The organism is Methylomonas methanica, from assembly GCF_001644035.1.
GTDB lineage: Bacteria > Pseudomonadota > Gammaproteobacteria > Methylococcales > Methylomonadaceae > Methylomonas > Methylomonas methanica_A.
The window spans coordinates 14,940-32,854 of the sequence record NZ_LUUG01000061.1; the positions used below are offsets into that span (position 1 = coordinate 14,940).

At 54.1% G+C, this 17,915-nt stretch carries 24 protein-coding genes; 15 read left to right on the plus strand and 9 right to left on the minus strand.

Annotation, left to right across the window (positions count from 1 at the left end; all coding sequences use genetic code 11):
- The 12 genes from A1332_RS09175 (at position 1) to A1332_RS09230 (ending at position 8,635) form a co-directional block, all read left to right on the plus strand.
- Positions 1 to 1,149 carry a beta-ketoacyl-ACP synthase gene (locus tag A1332_RS09175; RefSeq protein ID WP_064008195.1) on the plus strand — a complete coding sequence of 383 codons (1,149 nt, stop codon included), beginning with the start codon at positions 1 to 3 and terminating at the stop codon, positions 1,147 to 1,149.
- Positions 1,121 to 1,612, plus strand: a complete 492-nt coding sequence (locus tag A1332_RS09180) for a hotdog family protein (RefSeq protein ID WP_064008196.1) — start codon at positions 1,121 to 1,123, stop codon at positions 1,610 to 1,612. Before A1332_RS09175 ends, A1332_RS09180 begins: the two co-directional genes overlap by 29 nt.
- The gene (gene fabG, locus A1332_RS09185) at positions 1,609 to 2,337 is read left to right on the plus strand and encodes a 3-oxoacyl-ACP reductase FabG (RefSeq protein ID WP_064008197.1); all 729 of its coding nucleotides are present in this window, start codon (positions 1,609 to 1,611) and stop codon (positions 2,335 to 2,337) included. The genes A1332_RS09180 and fabG overlap by 4 nt, the downstream gene beginning before the upstream one ends.
- Positions 2,331 to 3,566: a beta-ketoacyl-ACP synthase gene (locus A1332_RS09190; RefSeq protein ID WP_082879615.1), complete on the plus strand. Its 1,236-nt coding sequence runs from the start codon at positions 2,331 to 2,333 to the stop codon at positions 3,564 to 3,566. Before fabG ends, A1332_RS09190 begins: the two co-directional genes overlap by 7 nt.
- Position 3,567: 1 nt before the next feature.
- The gene (locus tag A1332_RS09195; protein ID WP_064008198.1) at positions 3,568 to 4,323 is read left to right on the plus strand and encodes a beta-ketoacyl synthase chain length factor; all 756 of its coding nucleotides are present in this window, start codon (positions 3,568 to 3,570) and stop codon (positions 4,321 to 4,323) included.
- 222 nt (positions 4,324 to 4,545) lie between these two features.
- Positions 4,546 to 4,794, plus strand: coding sequence for an acyl carrier protein (locus A1332_RS09200; RefSeq protein ID WP_064008199.1), 249 nt, complete (start codon positions 4,546 to 4,548; stop codon positions 4,792 to 4,794).
- Positions 4,795 to 4,799: 5 nt separating this feature from the next.
- Positions 4,800 to 5,447, plus strand: a complete 648-nt coding sequence (locus tag A1332_RS09205) for a hypothetical protein (RefSeq protein WP_082879616.1) — start codon at positions 4,800 to 4,802, stop codon at positions 5,445 to 5,447.
- Positions 5,444 to 5,827 carry an AMP-dependent synthetase gene (locus A1332_RS09210; RefSeq protein ID WP_064008200.1) on the plus strand — a complete coding sequence of 128 codons (384 nt, stop codon included), beginning with the start codon at positions 5,444 to 5,446 and terminating at the stop codon, positions 5,825 to 5,827. Before A1332_RS09205 ends, A1332_RS09210 begins: the two co-directional genes overlap by 4 nt.
- Positions 5,811 to 6,554: a glycosyltransferase family 2 protein gene (locus A1332_RS09215; RefSeq protein WP_064008201.1), complete on the plus strand. Its 744-nt coding sequence runs from the start codon at positions 5,811 to 5,813 to the stop codon at positions 6,552 to 6,554. The genes A1332_RS09210 and A1332_RS09215 overlap by 17 nt, the downstream gene beginning before the upstream one ends.
- Positions 6,551 to 7,528, plus strand: coding sequence for a lipid A biosynthesis acyltransferase (locus tag A1332_RS09220; RefSeq protein WP_064008202.1), 978 nt, complete (start codon positions 6,551 to 6,553; stop codon positions 7,526 to 7,528). The genes A1332_RS09215 and A1332_RS09220 overlap by 4 nt, the downstream gene beginning before the upstream one ends.
- Positions 7,529 to 7,530: 2 nt before the next feature.
- The gene (locus tag A1332_RS09225; protein WP_064008203.1) at positions 7,531 to 7,947 is read left to right on the plus strand and encodes an acyl-CoA thioesterase; all 417 of its coding nucleotides are present in this window, start codon (positions 7,531 to 7,533) and stop codon (positions 7,945 to 7,947) included.
- Between the two features lie 121 nt (positions 7,948 to 8,068).
- The gene (locus tag A1332_RS09230; protein ID WP_064008204.1) at positions 8,069 to 8,635 is read left to right on the plus strand and encodes a hypothetical protein; all 567 of its coding nucleotides are present in this window, start codon (positions 8,069 to 8,071) and stop codon (positions 8,633 to 8,635) included.
- Positions 8,636 to 8,712: 77 nt separating this feature from the next.
- Here the strand turns inward: A1332_RS09230 and A1332_RS09235 are convergent, their stop codons facing one another.
- The 9 genes from A1332_RS09235 to A1332_RS09280 all read right to left on the minus strand — a co-directional run bounded on the left by A1332_RS09235 (position 8,713) and on the right by A1332_RS09280 (position 16,342).
- A complete protein-coding gene (locus tag A1332_RS09235; protein ID WP_064008205.1) occupies positions 8,713 to 9,090 on the minus strand; it encodes a rhodanese-like domain-containing protein in 378 nt (125 codons plus the stop codon).
- Between the two features lie 53 nt (positions 9,091 to 9,143).
- On the minus strand, positions 9,144 to 9,899 hold the full coding sequence (locus A1332_RS09240) for a polysaccharide deacetylase family protein (RefSeq protein WP_231886710.1): 756 nt from the start codon (positions 9,897 to 9,899) through the stop codon (positions 9,144 to 9,146).
- A 65-nt stretch (positions 9,900 to 9,964) separates the two neighbouring features.
- Positions 9,965 to 11,083 (minus strand): acyl-CoA dehydrogenase family protein, encoded by a 1,119-nt coding sequence (locus tag A1332_RS09245; protein WP_064008207.1) that lies wholly within the window; start codon positions 11,081 to 11,083, stop codon positions 9,965 to 9,967.
- A gap of 93 nt (positions 11,084 to 11,176) precedes the next feature.
- Complete coding sequence (locus A1332_RS09250; protein WP_064008208.1) at positions 11,177 to 11,707, minus strand: REP-associated tyrosine transposase; 531 nt, start codon at positions 11,705 to 11,707, stop codon at positions 11,177 to 11,179.
- Positions 11,708 to 11,782: 75 nt separating this feature from the next.
- Positions 11,783 to 12,238: a GNAT family N-acetyltransferase gene (locus A1332_RS09255; RefSeq protein WP_157203979.1), complete on the minus strand. Its 456-nt coding sequence runs from the start codon at positions 12,236 to 12,238 to the stop codon at positions 11,783 to 11,785.
- 344 nt (positions 12,239 to 12,582) lie between these two features.
- Positions 12,583 to 14,076, minus strand: coding sequence for an amino acid adenylation domain-containing protein (locus A1332_RS09265; protein WP_231890252.1), 1,494 nt, complete (start codon positions 14,074 to 14,076; stop codon positions 12,583 to 12,585).
- Positions 14,077 to 14,170: 94 nt separating this feature from the next.
- On the minus strand, positions 14,171 to 15,463 hold the full coding sequence (locus tag A1332_RS09270) for a hypothetical protein (RefSeq protein ID WP_064008212.1): 1,293 nt from the start codon (positions 15,461 to 15,463) through the stop codon (positions 14,171 to 14,173).
- Complete coding sequence (locus A1332_RS09275; RefSeq protein WP_064008213.1) at positions 15,460 to 15,702, minus strand: acyl carrier protein; 243 nt, start codon at positions 15,700 to 15,702, stop codon at positions 15,460 to 15,462. Before A1332_RS09275 ends, A1332_RS09270 begins: the two co-directional genes overlap by 4 nt.
- Before the next feature lie 58 nt (positions 15,703 to 15,760).
- The gene (locus tag A1332_RS09280) at positions 15,761 to 16,342 is read right to left on the minus strand and encodes a methyltransferase family protein (RefSeq protein WP_082879617.1); all 582 of its coding nucleotides are present in this window, start codon (positions 16,340 to 16,342) and stop codon (positions 15,761 to 15,763) included.
- Positions 16,343 to 16,407: 65 nt separating this feature from the next.
- On the opposite strand from A1332_RS09280, the gene A1332_RS09285 reads away from it, so the two are divergent.
- Genes A1332_RS09285 through A1332_RS09295 form a run of 3 tightly spaced genes read left to right on the plus strand, consistent with a single transcriptional unit; the run spans position 16,408 to position 17,914 of the window.
- Positions 16,408 to 16,671, plus strand: coding sequence for a phosphopantetheine-binding protein (locus tag A1332_RS09285; protein ID WP_020481178.1), 264 nt, complete (start codon positions 16,408 to 16,410; stop codon positions 16,669 to 16,671).
- A 2-nt stretch (positions 16,672 to 16,673) separates the two neighbouring features.
- Complete coding sequence (locus tag A1332_RS09290; protein ID WP_064008214.1) at positions 16,674 to 17,285, plus strand: hypothetical protein; 612 nt, start codon at positions 16,674 to 16,676, stop codon at positions 17,283 to 17,285.
- A complete protein-coding gene (locus A1332_RS09295) occupies positions 17,282 to 17,914 on the plus strand; it encodes a LolA family protein (protein WP_157203980.1) in 633 nt (210 codons plus the stop codon). The genes A1332_RS09290 and A1332_RS09295 overlap by 4 nt, the downstream gene beginning before the upstream one ends.
- Position 17,915 lies beyond the last annotated feature (1 nt).

The following is a 17,915-nucleotide window of genomic DNA, read 5'->3' on the forward strand; positions in this document are numbered from 1 at the left end:
ATGGTATGCGCCCTGGGCGACAGCAAGGCGGATATTTTAGCCGGCTGGCTTGCCGGGCATTCGGTTAAGCCTGTACCGCCATCCTGGCTGGACTCGACCATTCCTGCATTTGGCGTGGCAACTCAACTACCGGCTATCCCGTCTAACCTAAAACACTACGATTGCCGCAACAACTGTTTGCTGCTATCAGCGCTCCGCCAGATTGAGGCTTCGGTCTGCAAAGCCATAACCCGTTACGGTGCGGAACGGGTCGGTATAGTAGTCGGCACCAGCACTTCCGGGATTGCCGAGGGTGAAGCCGCAGTGCAAGTGTTCCGGGAAACCGGGAGCATGCCAACCCACTATCACTACAAGCAGCAGGAACTGGGTGGTGCGGCGGAGTTTTTGGCGGCTTACCTGGCTATTCGTGGTCCGGCCTACACCGTGTCCACGACCTGTTCATCCAGCGCCAATGCCTTGGCCTCGGCGCGCCGCTTGCTGCGCTTGGGTGTCTGCGATGCGGTCTTAGTAGGCGGAGCCGACAGTTTATGCCGCACCACGCTGGAAGGCTTTTTTGCGTTGGGTGCCCTCAGCAAAACCACTTGCAATCCGTTCAGTAAAAATCGCGACGGCACCATGATAGGCGAAGGTGCGGCTTTATTTCTAATGACCCGTGCCCCCGGCGAAATCGCCTTGCTGGGCGTCGGTGCCAGTGCCGATGCCTATCACATTTCCGCGCCACGCCCTGACGGCAGCTGCGCACATCTGGCGATGCAGGCCGCACTGGACGATGCGCGGCTAAAGCCCGAGCAAATTGATTACATCAACCTGCACGGTACAGCAACCTGGCAAAACGATGCGATGGAAAATCGGGCGGTTGGGCAGTTGTTCGGTAGCGATACATTTTGCAGTTCCAGTAAACCGTCTACCGGCCATTGCTTGGGGGCGGCCGGCGCGCTCGAAGCCGGTTTGTGCTGGTTGCTACTGTCCGATTTACATCAGGAAAGTCGTTTGCCCCCGCATCTGTGGGATGGCGAGCCTGATCCGGATATGGTTAGGCTGAATTTGGTCGGGCTGGAAAACCAGTCGCTAAAGCCGCTACAATACTGCCTCAGCAACTCTTTTTCATTCGGCGGAAACAATGTCTCCTTGCTCATTGGACATCCCTGACAGTCCTGCGGCTTTTCCTTACCCCATCGAAACGCTAGTACCTCAGTCCGGGCGTATGGTGTTGCTGGACCGGGTGCTGGAAGTGGGTGACGACCATATTGTGGCCGAACTGAACGTCCGCGACGATGGTCTGTTTTCCAGTGCTGAAGATAACGTGCCGGCCTGGGTGGGATTGGAATACATGGCGCAGGCCATTGCCGCCTACTCCGGTTACCACCGTAAATGCCGAGGCGAAGCAATAGGATTGGGGTTTTTATTGGGTACCCGTTACTTTGAGTGCTCGGTCGGTAGCTTCCCTTGCGGTGCAAAGTTGACCGTCAGAGCGGAAAAGATTATCGAGGCCGCCAACGATATGTCGGTGTTTGATTGCACGATTTCAGGGCAAGATATCAACGCCAGCTCAAAGTTAAATGTGTTGCTGCCACAGGATTCAAAAAAATTTCTCGCCGGAAAAGGAATATGAGCCAACCAACCATCCTGGTCACGGGATCCAGCCGAGGCATCGGCAAAGCGATTGCCTTGCGCCTTGCTCGCGAAGGCTACGATATTGTCCTTCATTGCCGCAGTCGGCTGGATGAAGCAAAGCAAGTACAAGAGCAAATTATCGAGATGGGTCGCCAGGTTCGGGTGCTGAGTTTTGACTTAGCCGACCGCAGCGCAGCTAAAGACAGTTTGGAAGCCGACATCCTGGGAAATGGCGCTTATTACGGTGTGGTCTGTAATGCCGGGCTATCACGAGACAATGCCTTTCCGGCGCTGAGTGGCGAAGATTGGGATCAAGTCCTGCGCAGTAATCTGGATGGCTTTTACAACGTTCTCTATCCGCTAGTCATGCCGATGATACAGCGGCGCAAGCCGGGACGTATCGTGACATTGTCTTCAGTGTCTGGTTTGGTCGGTAACCGTGGACAAGTCAATTACAGCGCGGCCAAGGCCGGTATCATAGGCGCCACTAAAGCCCTGGCAATCGAGTTGGCAAAACGCAAAATCACCGTAAACTGTGTGGCCCCAGGTTTAATCGAGACCGAGATGTTGGAAGGTTTGCCTTTGGAAGAAGCCCTAGCCGCAGTGCCGGCCAAGCGTTTGGGAACGCCGGAAGAAGTCGCCGCATTGGTGGCGTTTTTAATGTCCGAAGATGCCGGCTACATTACCCGCCAAGTAATTTCCGTTAACGGAGGTTTGTGTTGACGCGGCGCGTCGTTGTCACCGGTATGGCCGGCTTTTCGCCCATCGGCAACGATTGGGAGGAAATACGCGGCAGACTTCTGGCAAAGCAATCCGGCATCCGTTACATTCCGGAATGGGAAATTTATAACGGCCTGCTGACCCGCCTGGCCGGGCCGGTGGAAAACTTCACACTGCCGGCGCATTACACCCGTAAAAACACTCGCAGCATGGGGCGTGTTTCTTTATTAGCGACCCGAGCTACCGAATTGGCCATGATAGATGCCGGTTTGTTGGGCGATCCGGTGATCAGCAGCGGCCGCACCGGCGTAGCCTACGGCTCGTCGGTCGGATCGACGCCCGCTATCGCCGACTTCGGCAGAATGCTGATCAATCACGACATCGGCAATCTGAATGCCACCACCTATTTGAAGATGATGGGGCATACCACCTGCGCCAACGTGGCCTTGTTTTTTCAGGTGCGCGGCCGGGTCATTCCGTCGGTCAGCGCTTGTACCTCGGGTAGCCAGGGCATAGGTTACGCTTATGAGGCTATCAAATACGGTCTGCAGGATGTGATGCTGGCCGGCGGCGCGGAGGAGCTTTGTCCCACCGAAGCCGCTTTGTTCGATGCGCTGTATGCCACCAGTACCCGCAACGCCGAGCCTGAGCTGACCCCCAGGCCTTTCGACCGTGACCGCGACGGTTTGGTGATAGGCGAGGGCAGTTGTACCCTTGTTTTGGAGGAACTGGAACGCGCGTTGGCGCGCGGCGCGCGGATCTACGCCGAAGTTGCCGGGTTTGCCACCAATGCCGACGGTGTGCACGCCACGCAACCCAATGCCGACACGATGCAAGTTGTGATGCGTCTGGCTTTGCAGGATGCGCAGCTTGAACCCGATCAAATTGCTTACATCAGCGCGCACGGTACCGCCACCGAACAGGGCGACATTGCCGAAAGCCAGGCTACTGCGGCTGTATTTGGCGGCAACACGCCGATTAGCAGTTTGAAAAGCTTTACCGGCCATACCTTGGGCGCATGCGGGGCCTTGGAGGCTATGGTGGCGATTCAGATGATGCGCGAAGGCTGGTTTCATCCCAACTTGAATCTTGACAATCCCGATCCTCGTTGCGCGCAGCTGGATTATCTGACCGACGACGGCCGCAACATCGATGCAGACTACATCGTCAGCAATAATTTTGCATTCGGCGGTATCAACACATCCTTGGTTTTCCAGCGCTGGGATAGTTGAGTTGACCGACAGCATGGAAGCGACGGGTTTGGAACGCAGCCTGGCTTTTACGCTGAAGTACTGGTGTTTTTGGCAGTCGGCGCAGCATCCCAATCTCAATAGCTGGCCGGATGGAGAAATATTGCCGTATAACCAGGGCAATGCCGATGTGGGATTTTTACCGGCAATGCAAAGACGTAGATTGTCGCCTTTAGCCAGAGCCGCCTGCGCTGTGACTTGGCGCTGCCGCAACGAAAACGGCGACATGCCATCGGTATTTTTCTCGAACCACGGCGAAAGCCAATATTATTTCGAGATGCTGGAAGATTTGGCAGCGGGCGAACATGTTTCGCCTAGCCGCTTCAGCCAATGCGTGCACAATGCCATAGCCGGCTTGTCCAGTTTCCATAGCTCAAGTTATCTGCCTTATGTGGCTTTGGCCGACGGCACGGAAGGGCTGTATTCAGTCTTTTTGGAAGCTGGCGGCATGCTGTTGGATGTGCCTCAGGTTTTAGTGGTCTGGTATGAACAGCCTTTGCCGGAAGTTTACCGATCCTATCTGCCCGGCAGCCAAACCACCTGGGCTTTGGCGATGACGCTAGCGAGGTCTGGCGGAGCGGGGCGGCAATTGCGACTGACACGCGAGCCGGCGAATGGCCCGGGATTGCCGGAAAATGGGTTGCCGAATTTAGTTCAAGCAGTCATAGGCGGCCAGCAAAGCGGATCTTGTCGGCTAGATAGGGCTATCTGGTATTGGCGTTTGGACGATGTTTCGTGATTTCGATTGCTAGCAGCGTAAGCGATCTGCCGTAACCCAGGGTATAATCCATACTTGGCGTAGTAATTTATTTGCACAGTTGGCAGAGACGCTTTTGGATTTGGCGTGGCTCCGAAGAAAATACAATATCGACCGATACGCGTTCAATCGTACATGTTAAGCATTTGTTACAGAACAAACCTTGTTCGGTTTTAGCGTATCGCAATAGGAAACAAAACCCGTATGAAGACCCAAGAAGACGTATTCGCCACCTTAAGACAACTGATGTCGGAAATGTTCGAGCTGGCAGCCGAGGACATTACCTTGGAGGCAAACTTGCGGCAGGATTTGGATATCGACAGCATAGACGCGGTGGATTTGATGGTCAGGCTGCGCGAGATTACCGGCAAACGCATCAATCCCGAAGATTTCAAAAACGCCCGTACCATCCAGGATGTGGTCGATACCGTGTATCGGATCAGCGCTGAATAGGCTGGATGTTTAAAGACTTTCTCAACAACCTGATCCCAGCCAAGATCCAGGCAAATCTCGATACAAGCGTTTGCCCAAAAGCCAAAGCAGAGCCTCGGCAAATCATCCTCAATGTGATTATCGGCGCAGTGACGGTCTGCTATCCCTTTCTGATTTGGTTTTCCGCTGATTATTTTCAGCCGCGTGCCATGGCCTTGGGGCTCGCCGGCTTATTCTTGCTACGTTACTGGCTGCAAAAGTCCGGCAAATCCGCCGGCGCAGCGGAGTCTCGGTTGATATTGGCTTGCGCGCTATTCTTGTTGCTTGGCGCATTGGTTAACGATGCCGGTTGGCTGCTGGCTTATCCGGTGTTCGTCAGTCTGCTGTTTTTTGCGGTGTTTTCCTTTAGCTTGATCCATCCGCCGACAGTGGTGGAACGGCTGGCCAGGCTGGAATATCCGGATCTGCCCGCCCATGGTGTGCTGTATACCCGGAAAGTGACGCTGGTTTGGAGCTGTTTTTTCCTCGGCAACGCGGCGATCTCCTTGCTGACCATTTGCTACGGCGACCGCTGGTTGTGGAGCCTTTATAATGGTTGTATATCGTATGTGTTGATGGGTTTGTTGATGGCAGCAGAAATGGCGGTGCGCCGCAAAGTGAAGGCCAGCTTTTGAGTACAGTAGTGCAGGGGAGCGAAGCAGGCGTTTTGTTCCCGGAAACGCTAGCCAAACAAATCCAGGCCGACTGCGTGGTGTTGGCCTTGCGCATTCCCAAAGATCTGACTTATTTCAACGGTCATTTCGATGAAATTGCGGTAGTACCCGGCGTCGTGCAAATCCAATGGGCGGTACATTATGCCCGCCAGTACCTGAGTTTAACCCGCGCCTTCAGTCATATGGAATCGGTAAAATTTAAGGAGCTGTTGTTGCCTGGCCAAGAGTTGGAGTTGGAATTGCACTATCTGCAACAAACCGGCAAATTGACATTTTGTTACCGTTCGCCAGCCTGCGAATATAGCTCGGGTAGAATTTATTTTCATGACGACCTTGTTTAAGCCCTGCATCCTCATTCCAGTCTACAACCACGAAAAGCCGCTCCCCCGGATTGTTGAGCGTTTGGCTGCTCGTCAATTACCTTGTCTGTTGCTGGATGATGGTAGCGATGCGTCCTGCGCCGAGGTTATTCGTGGTTTGGCCGAGCAATATGCCTTGGTACAAACTATCAGGTTTGAGGTAAACCAGGGGAAGGGCGCGGTGGTAAAATCTGGCATCCTAGCTGCCCTGGCGCAAGGTTATTCGCATGCACTGCAAATCGATGCGGATGGTCAACACGATTTAAACGATCTGGATAAATTCCTCAACGCTGCCGAACAAGCGCCGGAGGCGGTAGTCATCGGCCGGGCGCTCTTCGATGCATCGATTCCTAAACTGCGCTACTACGCCCGTTATCTGACCCATGTCTGGGTGCATATCAACACTTTGTCTTGGGCCATTCCCGATTCGATGTGCGGCTACCGGGTTTACCCGCTGGCCTCTACCGCAAAGTTAATCCAAACCATTGCCATGGAAAATCGCATGGGCTTCGATACCGAGATTTTGGTCCGGCTATATTGGCAAGGGGTGTCGATCATCTCCATTCCCACCCAAGTGCGCTATCCGCTTGACGGCTTATCACATTTCCGGGCTTGGGAGGATAATCTGCTGCTAAGTCAGACCCATGCCCGTTTATTTTTCGGCATGTTGTTACGCTGGCCAAAACTGTTGCTGAGGCATTTCCGATGAAACCCGCAAACGCCGCCGCCCGGCATTGGGCCGCCGCGGAGGAAAACAGCCTGCTTTGGGGCATACGGGCGTTGGTATGGGTGTATCGGCTGTTCGGCCGCTGGGTATTTCGTTTATTTTTGCGGCCGGTGGTGAGTTACTACTTTATCGCCGGGCGTCTTGCCCGCGAGTCTTCGAGGGACTATTTGCGCCACTTAGCCGGGTTTTACCCGGAGTTGGGCATAGGTAGCGGGCTCTGGCAGAGTTACCGGCATTTCTTGAGCTTCGGCGAAACCTTGCTGGATAAAATTGTGGTTTGGACCGGCAATATCACGCCGGAACAAGTGGATTTTCCCAATCGCCAGCTGCTGCTGGATTTGATCGACCAAAAGCGCGGCGCCATGCTGCTGTCCGGCCACATCGGCAATCTGGAAATCTGTCAGGCCATCGCCACGGTGCGCGGCCACATCCATCTCAACATCTTGGTGCATACCAAGCATGCCGAGAAGTTTAACCGCCTGCTCGGCAGCCGTGGCAGCGCCACCATCCAGCTGATTCAAGTCACTGAGTTAAGTCCGGCGATAGCAATTACCTTGCAGGAAAAGATCGAGCGCGGCGAGTTTTTGGTGATGGTGGGCGATAGGGTGCCGGTGCAGGGCAGCCGCACCGTGTCGGCGAGTTTCCTGGGAGAGGACGCCGAATTTCCGCAAGGCCCGTATCTGTTAGCTTCGTTGTTACGTTGTCCGGTTTTCACCCTGTTCTGCTTTCCGGTAGACGGACGATTCAAAATTCATCTCGAGCCATTTGCCGCGAATATCCGCATCCCGCGTGGAGGCCCGCAACGTAGTCACGCCTTGGCTGCCCTGGCAAGACAATATGCCGAGCGACTGGAAGGCTATTGCCGGATTGCGCCTCTGCAATGGTTTAATTTTTACCCGTATTGGGGCCGGCCGGCTGCAAACGATAAAGCCCCGATTGCTGCCGAGGACAAGTGACTATGCTACGCGCCGAAGTCGAAATGACCGTACCTTTTCATGACATCGATCTATTGAATATTGCCTGGCACGGCCACTATTGCAAATACATCGAGATCGCCCGCTGCGCGATGCTGGACAAAATCGGCTACGGTTATATGGCGATGAAGGAGACAGGCTACGTATGGCCGATCGTGGATTTGCAATTACGGTATGTGCGCCCGGCACAGTTTGAACAGCGGATTAGGGTATCGGCGGAGTTGGTGGAGTGGGAATACCGGATGAAGATTAAATACCTGGTCGCGGATGCCGAAACCGGCGAAGTATTGGCCAAGGGGCATACCATCCAGGCCGCTGTTGATGCGGTGAGCCGCGAAATGTGTTTCGCCTCGCCGGCCGTGTTTCTGGAAAAACTCGGGATTAAAATCGATTCGCCCTAGTGCTGTCTGTTCAGTTTGTTTTTAGGGCTTTCCCGGCTGTACTATCTGTTTTTACCGTCGCGGCGCTGCATTTTGCCTGGCGTCAGCATGTTCTTAACCTTTTGCTAGAGGGATTTTGACTATGTTTAGAAAAAACTACATTTTTATGCTGCTGTGCCTGGCTGTGTTGGCGGTTGGGTGTAAAAAAGAGCTTAAACCCGGCGAAGGCGCGGCAGCGGTGGTCCAGCCCGCTCAGGTTTACTATACGCAGTTCAGTCTGTTCCAAGAGCAGAATCGGTTCCGCACCACCAATTATCGTAAGGGCCAGTTGATTCCGATCAATACGCCGGTCGCATTGCTATCTCTGAATTCCGACGACGCGGTGCTTAGAGTGGAGCCTAGCGGCCAATTGATCACCATCGAAAACGTGCAGAAGTTTACCAAGGACGACATGCCGATTGCCTTCAGTAAAATCGCCGGGACCAGCAAAGTTGATCTCAATCAATTTACCGCCGTCGAACGCGAAAGCATCCTGGCGGGGCAAGTCAAGAAAGATATGAGTAAAAAAGCCGTGCTGGCGGCCATCGGCTACCCGCCGCAGCATGTGACGCCCTCGCTGGATAGCGACGACTGGACTTACTGGTCTAACCTGTTCAACCGCTTTGTGGTGAAATTTAAAAACGGCAAGGTCGACAGTATTGTCGAATAAACACGGGTAATCTTCCGTCGCTGGAACCGCTGATAGTTGTCGCTGTTCCAGCGATTAAAAACTCATACTCTGCAAGTTTATTCGAACCCGAACCCCGCCTGTTTCCAGGCTTTGGTGCCGCCTTCCAGATTGCTTAAATGCTCGTAACCCAGTTCGTGTAGCGTTTTGGCTGCGGCATTACCCATCGGCCCGCCCTCACAGTACAGATAAATCGGGGTAGATTTATCCTTGGGCAGTTTATCCAGATATTTTTCTACGTTGTTGTAAGGGATAAACGCATCGGTGCCTTTGATATGCCGCTGCTCTGGCGTATGCACGTCCACCAGAAAAATATCCTGTTTTTGCATCAGTTGGTTTAATTCCGGCGCGGCAATAACTTGCAAATAATCGGGCGCTTGATAGGAGCAGGCGCTCAGAAAGAACAGCAAAGCGGTGATGGAATAGTATTTTTTCATGGCTGATAGCTCCGCAGTCAAGATTTGTTTAATAAACAGGATTGTTCCTGAACTTAGTCGGAACCATCCAGACTTTCGCCCAGTGTTACGGTGCGTAACCTTGCGGCGTTAATGGCCTTCAACAAGGGCGGCAACACTTCCAGAATGACCGGCTGGCCGCTTTCAGTAACAGCGACGTTACTGTCATGCAACAGCAGGACGTCTCCGGCCTTTAGGTCTTTCAATAATTTCGCCAATACGACCTGCGAATTGCCCTCGATAGTGTCGAAGCCGCGTCGGGTCCAACTCGCCAATTGCAGACCCAAACGCTTGAGTACCGGGTCCAGCAAAGGATTACGCAAACCCACCGGCGGCCGGAAAAATCGCGGACGAATGCCGGTCACCTTAGTCAGAGCATCCTGGGCCGCGTTTAGTTCGGCCATCCAGCCATTTAGCAATAGAAACGGCAAATGGTATTTGTGGTACATGCTGTGATTTTCCACGGCGTGCCCGCGTTTCACGATGTTCCGGCACAGGTCCGGGTAGCGCTGAGCTTTATCGGCAATGCAAAAAAATGTCGCCTTGGCGTGGTAATGATCCAATATATCGAGGACGGCGGGTGTGATGTCGGGATCAGGGCCGTCGTCAATCGTGATGGCAATTTCGCCCCGCGCGGCGGAAGCTGGCGGTAACGAAGTCCAGTTCGACCCCACCCAGGAACAGCGCGGCCAAAGCCCGGCAAAGGTTAAAACCAAATGGTCGGTAATCAGGAGTGCCAAGGCCCAAGGCCAAATGCTAGGTTGAATGACCATTGCCAGCGGAGCAGCCATAGTTATTGCAAATGAAACCTTCATTAATGGCGTAGGCTGCCAGTTGCGGTAAGCGGAAAAATTCATCATGAAAGCGATTGCGGGTTAAGCCGGTAAGCGTCGCCGGTGCCGAGCAGGGCGGCGATCAGGTTTTTCTGCACTTCCGAACTGCCGGAAAACAAGCGGCCGGCCATGGCATCCTGCACCAATTGCGCCATTATGCTTCCCGATTCGAGACCCGCCGCGCCCATGATCTGCACCGCATCTAGGCTGGATTGCAAGAAGGCTTCGGCCGCATAAAGCTTGGTTTGCGCTGAAGCCATTGTCAGGCGTTGGCCTGCGTCGCACAATCGCGCGCATTCGCCTAACCATAAATCGACAGTGTCCAGCCGCAACTTCATATCCGCAATCCTGTGGCCAATAGCCTGATGCTTGCCCAAATGTACGCCGCCGGAGCGCCGGTCCCGGCTGTAACGCACCACTTCCGCCAATTGCCAGTCCATAATCCCGGCGATGCCGGCAAACACGAAGGCGCGCTCGTATTCCAGCGCTTTTTGGATCATCTGCGTGCCCGCGCCGACTTTACCCAACAGGCGCTCAGCATCGAGCCGGCAATCTTTCAAGTTTACGCTGCCGGTAGCGCTGCCCCGGCAAGCGTCCAACGCCCCGTCATTGCAGAAATTACACCCGTCATCGTCGCGGGAAACCAGGAACGCCGAAATCTTGCCGTCCAGCTTCGCGTAAACCACCAGCCAATCAGCCAAGGGCACATTGCTGATGTAGCGTTTTTCGCCGTTCAAAACATACTCGCTGCCACTAAGTTCCGCGCGAGTGGTCATCGCCTGCACGTCGGAGCCGCAGGATGGCTCGGTGATGGCGTGGCCGCCCAGCCATTTCCCGCTCAACAGTGAAGGCAAATATGTTTCCTGTTGCAACGCTGTGCCATACAACAGAATAGGGAAGACCGAGCCCCACAGATGGGCGTTGATCGCCAGCATCAGGCCGGGATCGCGGCAGGCTTCTCCGAGCCGGCGATGGCTTTTGACCAACGCAGCAAAGTCGTCGCCAAAACCGCCGATGGTTGTGGGGATGGCATGACGGAACACACCCAGCTCGGCAACGGCACGCAAGCGGGATCGGATTTGGGTTTGGTTCGGTGGGCCTGCGTAAGCAGGTATTCCGGAAAAGTCAGTGCTCATAGTCATTGAGGTTTTACACAGGCGAAAAGATTTACCCCTTATTGTATCGTTCCCACGCTCCAGCGTGGGAATGCCGCCCCAGACGCTCCAGCGTCACGATTACCAGACGTCAATCTCAATCAAACCATCCAGTCCCGCATAGTTCGAAGCACTGGAATAACGCCAATGCTCCGGCAAACTCACATACCCTCGCTTCACCGGATTGGCATGAATATAATCCAACTTCTCCCGCATCATCCTGTCGTTAAGAATCAACTCCGCATGCACACCTTCCTGCCAGAACTGGAACTCCCGATCATGCTTGTGTGCGCATTTGGCAAACCGTAAGCGCTCCAGCAAGCGTTCGGCTTGTTTGGCCTGCAAGTGGTCGATGATCCGCCGTGCGGTAAAGGCTTTAAAGCTGGCAACGCATTTATCCAGCGCGGTATTTCGCGCGATGAAATGCAGATGGTTTTCCAGAATTACGTAACCATATAGCTCTAAACCTGCCTGTTGCCTTTGATATTGCCAGCAATCGAGCAGGATTTGCACGGTATCTGGCCGAGTAAAGACTGGCAGCCATTCCACCACTGTACAGGTCATGAAATGTGCTTGCTGGGGTTCAGTGATGATGTAACGGCTTCGGCCCATTGGCTGGCTGTTTGTTCAGGACGCTGGAGCGTCTGGGGCTGCGTTCCCACGCGGAGCGTGGGAACGATATGATTTTTACTCCCACTGCATGTGGTAAGTCTTGCTGTCTTCATCCACTACTCTGAAACCAATACGATCGTACAGGCGTTTTGCTGGGTTGATCTTAATGACTTTTAGTATCAATTTCTTGTTCAGACTTCTTGCTCGGAAAGCCTCTTGTATAAGCAAAGCGGAACCCACTCCAAGTCTTTGAAATTCCGGGCGCAGGAATAGGGTGCGGATCCAATGACTTTGTTCGCTCTCTTCCACATAGATTGCGCCGGCATGCTCCCCAGAAATACAAATTAGTTTAAAGTTCTTAACCGGTAGGGCTGCCCAGAAGCCGGTATATTGGAATTCCTCGTCCCACCCCCAGGCCCACTCAATGTAATCACGCATCGAGAGTTTGAAGGTTTCAAAGATGAAATCCTGGTCTTGCTCGGATGCGTCGATGAGAGAGAAGGTGATCATAAAACGGATTAGATGATTCAAAACTTGTCTGTTATCGCCAGTCACTACCGGTGTTTTTCTCAGCTATCAATACGACAACTGCATATCGATCATGCTGGTAACAGAAGTTTAAAATTCCCTGAGACAAATAAAGCGCTGGTGATGCCGATGGCGGCGGCTAGCAAATACAAAGCCCAACGTAGTTTGAGCCATAGGCCGACTGCCACGAAACAAGGAGCTGATACACTCAGAATCAAACCTAACCAATGCCTCGATTCCAGGAAATATAGTACCCATTCCGCTGTCACGTAAATGGCTAATATTCCGCCTACTAGGATCGTTAACAACTCGTACATACGCGGCTGCCTATATTTGGTTTTCCGAGATCATAGTTGAGTTTCGAACAAGTTGTTTATCTGCTGAAGGTCCAGTTTCCCATTAGCCAATTTCGGCAAATCCTCCATAACCAAATAACGACTCGGTTGCATATAGGCCGGCAGTTGTCTGTTCAACACCTTGCGAATCTCACCGATGGACGCTTCCTGCTCAAAAACCAATGCTAACGCCGGACGCTGGCCGGCGGTGGGATCGTCCATGCCGATCACGGCGCACGCTTTGACACCGGGGATGGCGTTGACGATAGTTTCGATTTCCGCCGGCTCGACCCGGTAGCCGGAGCATTTCAGCATGCGGCCGAGGCGTCCATGGAAGCGGTATTCGTTTTGTTCCAGGCTGGCGCGGTCGCCGGTGGCATACCAACCGTCAGCGCTCATAAAAGACTGCACGCGACCGTCGCGCCAGTAGCCGCTAGCTAGCGTCGGTCCGCGTACCCATAACTCGCCGGTTTCAGCGTCGATAGTTAGTTCGCAACCGGCAGCGGGCAGACCAATGGGAATGGTTTGCTCGGCGACCAAGCGCTCCCGTGCCACTGGCCAATAACAGCAGACATTGGTTTCGGTGGGGCCGAAGAAATTGTACAAGGCCGTCTGCGGTAGACTGGCGGCTAGGTCGATTAGGGCAGGGGTTGGTAACACTTCGCCGGCAAAGATTAAAAAGCGCAGCCCGGCCAGCGGCGTTTGGGCTAGGTTGCCTTTGTAGGTCAAGAAGGCCAACAGCGAGGGCACTGTGTACCAGCCGCTGATGGCTCGTTCGTTTAGCCAGGCGCTCAAGCGGGCCGGGGCCATAGGCAAGCCGCTCGGAACGAAATGCAGGCTGGCGCCGGCGCCTAACACGGCGTACAAGTCGAAGGTGGATAGATCAAAAAAGAACGGTGCGCTGCTGGCGATGCGGTCGGCCGGCGTTAATCTAAGCAATTCGGAGGCCCAGCTTGTAAACGCCGAAATCGCCCGGTGACTAATAGCCACGCCGCGCGGTTGGCCGGTGGAGCCGGAGGTATATAAAATCGCGGCCAGCGATTCGGCGGGAGTTTCTACAGTTGCTGGCGTCGCCTCGTTACAGCTGGCGATATCGAGCCACAGGCTGTCATCCAGCCAAGCCGGCGCGCGCGCGCGCGATCCAATTACTACACGAACCCGAGCATCGGCGATGATAAAGCTCAGTCTGGCGACTGGGTTTTTTAGGTCGAGCGGCACATAACAAGCCCCGCTCAGCAGGACCCCGAATAATGCGCTAGCGGCGTCTATGCCACGATCCAGATGAATCGCGACCGGCTGGCCGGGTTGGATGCCCTTGGCTTGCAAAGCCGCGGCGATGGTTTGCGCCTGTTGCAGGAGTTGCCGATAACTGACTCTTCGATCTTGCTCTTGCAAGGCCAGGGCATCGGGTTGTTGTTGGCATTGGTATAGAAAAGGTGTCAGCAGCATGAGGTAAAAATAATGGCCTACGGATGGTTCCCACGCTCCGGCGTAGTCGCGGGGCATAAATGGGAACCCTGTCAGGGACGCTTCAGCGTCCCGAACCGCTGGAGCGGTTCCAACTGCATTCCAACGCTGGAGCGTGGGAACGATACGTCACTCAGCTTTCGGCAGTTTCCAACAACTCCAAATTCATCCTCTCCATCACCGCATCCAACCAAGCCTCGTCTATCGCCGGCGATAAGTAGCTATAGGACAAAACCAACTTGCCATTATGCTGGCAGGCTAACAGCGCCAAACCCGGCGGCAAGGTCATCCAGCACATCAGGGATAGATCGGTCACCGGGACGCCGAGAAAGCCTGTCTTGCCCCAGGACAGTTCGCCGATGTCGGAGAACCACAACGAGCTTAATTCGCCGCCACTGTGTTGTTTGCGCAAGACTTTGGCGTATTTGTCGGGCGATAGCCATTGGCCCAGCCACATCAGCGGCAGGTAGGCCAAGTCCAGTTCATCTCGTACCACTTGCTTATGTTCGCTCAAGAGATGCGCAAACAAGCCTGTTCTATCTCTAACTTTGTCGCGGGTAGCGCGGGCGAACAGGCAGCCGATATGGTTACCGAACATCGGTGTCGGCGCGTTCTGCCGGCGCAGATTGAACGCGTAGGGGATGCAATAGCCGTCTTTTGGCTCCGGCGGCCCGACCAGTTCCATGGCGCGCATGAAGCAGCCCAGGTAATACAGCGTGCGGCCGGTCAGGCCGGTGTACTGTTGCGCCAGTTTGGCGATGCGCTGTGACTGGTCGGCATCGAAACGCTGTACTTTTAATTGCAGGCGTTGCGGCCCTTGTTCAACCTGAGTCGGCAAGCAACTATCCAGGCTATTGGCTGCGGTATTGTGGCGCTTGGCTTTGAAAAACAATTGCAGTTTTTTCCAGAAGCTCCATTGCGCCAATTTGGCTTCGATCAGCGACGGCGAATCCCTAAAGCTTTCCGGACGTTCTGTAGACAGGAAGTCGAGCAGTATCTTGCAGCCACGCGCATCGAGCAGGGGATGCAACCAAATCAGCAATAAAGTGCCGCCGTCAGCGCCGGCTATCCAGTGTACCGTCAGCGGGCGGGATTCCTGGCGATTGAAAATGTCCAGCAGCAAGCGTTGGGTTTCATCGGCCTCATTCGCATCAGGCTGGCATTGATGCAATTCCAACAGTATTGGATTGCCGGTGGCGACCCAGGCGAAACGCTTGCCGCGCGGCTCGATGTTGGCGGACGCTTGCGGGAAGCGTTCTACCAGTAAATCCAAGCGCTGTTGCAGCGCGGACAAATCCGGTGTTTCCGCCAGTTGCAACGCAAACCCGCAATAACCGCCGGGCATACCGGCGTTACGAATTTCCTGGTCGAGTACATAGGTAAAATAATCGCCCGGATTGAACAGCTGTTCCGCGGAATCGGTCATCCTGCGTAACCGCTGCGGCGGATCCAGCTTTCCAGCGAATTCAGGCTGCCGACGTTATCCGGTTCGATTTCCGTGTCCGGCAAGGTGACGCCAAATTCTTTCTCGGCAAACATGATCAAACGCATGATACCCATGCTGTCCAATCCCGCGTCCAGCAAATTATCCTCATCGCCGAAAGAGACCGGATCTTCATGGTAGATAAGCTCGGCAAAGATGAAATTCTTCAGTGTTTCCTTCATGGCATTGAAATGGTGGGTGGGTTAGATAAAAATGATATGCAAAGCACTGTCGAGCACTTCAGACCGGCTCCGGCGAAAAGGCCTTTAACGCAAAACCCCAGCGCGGCACCTGCCGACAATAGTGGCTGTAAGACGCGCCAAACCGACTGGCAAGGTCCGGTTCTTCGCGAAATACCACGGTAATATGGAAAAACAGCGCAATCGAGCCCGCATAAACTAACAGGAGCGGATCGGTAAACAACAAACATTCTGCCAATAACAGCAGCAAAACGCCTTGAAACATTGGGTTGCGGGTGCGGCGATACAGTCCGGTAATAACCAGTTTTATGGGCGGATCTATTGGGGCGGGTGTGCCCAGTCCCTTAACGGCAAAATCCCAAGCGCAACGCAGATAAATAGCTAAACCCAGGATGATAAACAGCCCTGAGGGCAGAGCCCATGCCAGATTGGCGTGCGGCAAGTTGCTGTTCGGATCGGAAAGTAGCCAGTAAGGTACGTAAATCAGCACCGCGCCGGGGACGATTAGCGTGAATAACAGGGTCTTTAAAGCCAGGAAAGGACGCATGTATCTATCTGTCGGCATTGGGTGTTGAGTGGGTAAGCGTTCGGCAATTTTGGCATTGCCGGCGCCGCAATCCAAGTGATTTTGAACCTCTCCGGGAATTTGTGTAGAATCCGGCGTTTATTAATGGAATTTAAATAGCCATGTCAGATGACTTGATCAGCCAATTGAAAACCATGCTTATCGAGGGCTTGCTCCTGGAAGACATCGTTCCGGACGATCTGTCGCCGGATGATGCGTTGTTCGGCGGCGGACTGGGCTTGGATTCCATCGACGCGCTGGAAATCGGCGTGATGCTGGATCGGCAATACGGTATCAAGATCACCTCCGGTGACGAACGCAATAATCAGATCTTTCTTTCTCTCCGCTCGCTCGCAGATTTCGTCGCCGCTAATCGCACCCGTTAATCATGGGGCATGTCATCAAACCGCTCTTAATCGCCGGTGTTGTTGTCGCTTATCCTTTTCTAAGTGCCTATCTGACTGGTCTCGGTTTTGCCAGCTTAGAGCTAATCGTCTTCGCCGCGCTGACCCTATGGCGCGGCATTACCTCGACTGGTCTCGTCGCACGGTTGGCGAGCTTCACTCTCGCTGCGGTATTGTTGGCCGGCGCCTATTTTGCAACGACCTATTTTGTCTGGCTGGTGCCATCATTCGCTTATTTGTGGCTGACATTTTTGTTCGGACATACCCTATGGTCGCCACCTTCTTTTATCGAACGCTTAGTGCGTTTGCAGTTTCCGGAGTTAGTGCCCGGCATTACCGATTATTGCCGGAATCTGACCTGGGTGTGGACCTTATTTTTTGCGGTCAATATCGTCATCTGCGCCGCCCTGCCGCTGATCGCCGGGCAAACCGCTTGGGCGCTTTATACAGGTGTGGTGGTGTACCTATTGATGGGCCTGCTGGGAACCGGCGAATGGTTTTACCGGCATCGGCGTTTTCCCGACTTGGAAATTCCGCCGGCATTGGAGACGTTTAAAGTCATCGCCATGAACGGCCATAAGGTGTTCAAAGGATGACGATTAAACGCGTGCTTTTTTTGCTTTTGGCTTTGTTTCCCATCGCTGGATTCGCGGATGACGCCGTGCTTGCTGAATTACTGGCGCGCATCCGGCAAACGGGTCAGGCGCAATTTAGCTATGAAGAAACCCGCATACTGGAGTTGGCAGCCGAGCCATGGCATGGACAAGGCGTCATGCTGTCCGCTGCGGATGGCAGCCTGGTCAAATTGCAACTGCAACCCACGCGGGTGATCATGGCGATTACCGACCAGCGCATGCTCTATTGGGACCCGCAGCAAAATCAACGCCACAATGCTGCTTTGGATTCTGCAGGACCGGCGGGCGAGCAAATCAAGGTGTTTCGTACCATCCTGCAAGGGCGAGCCGACGAACTGCAAACAAGCTATGATATTTCCGCCGAAAAACAAGGCAAGCAATGGACGTTGCGGATGACGCCGAAGCCGGAATTGACTGCTGATGCGCTCCCAGCCATCGAGATTGCAGGCGACGACAAAGACGAGCAACGGCGCATCCTGATCAAACAAGCCGATGGTGAATCCACCGAATACCGAATGCAGAAAGCCAGCGAAGCGCAGCAACAGGAATATTCCCTCCAGCGTTTGCTGCTGGAAGCCAGCGGAGAATAGG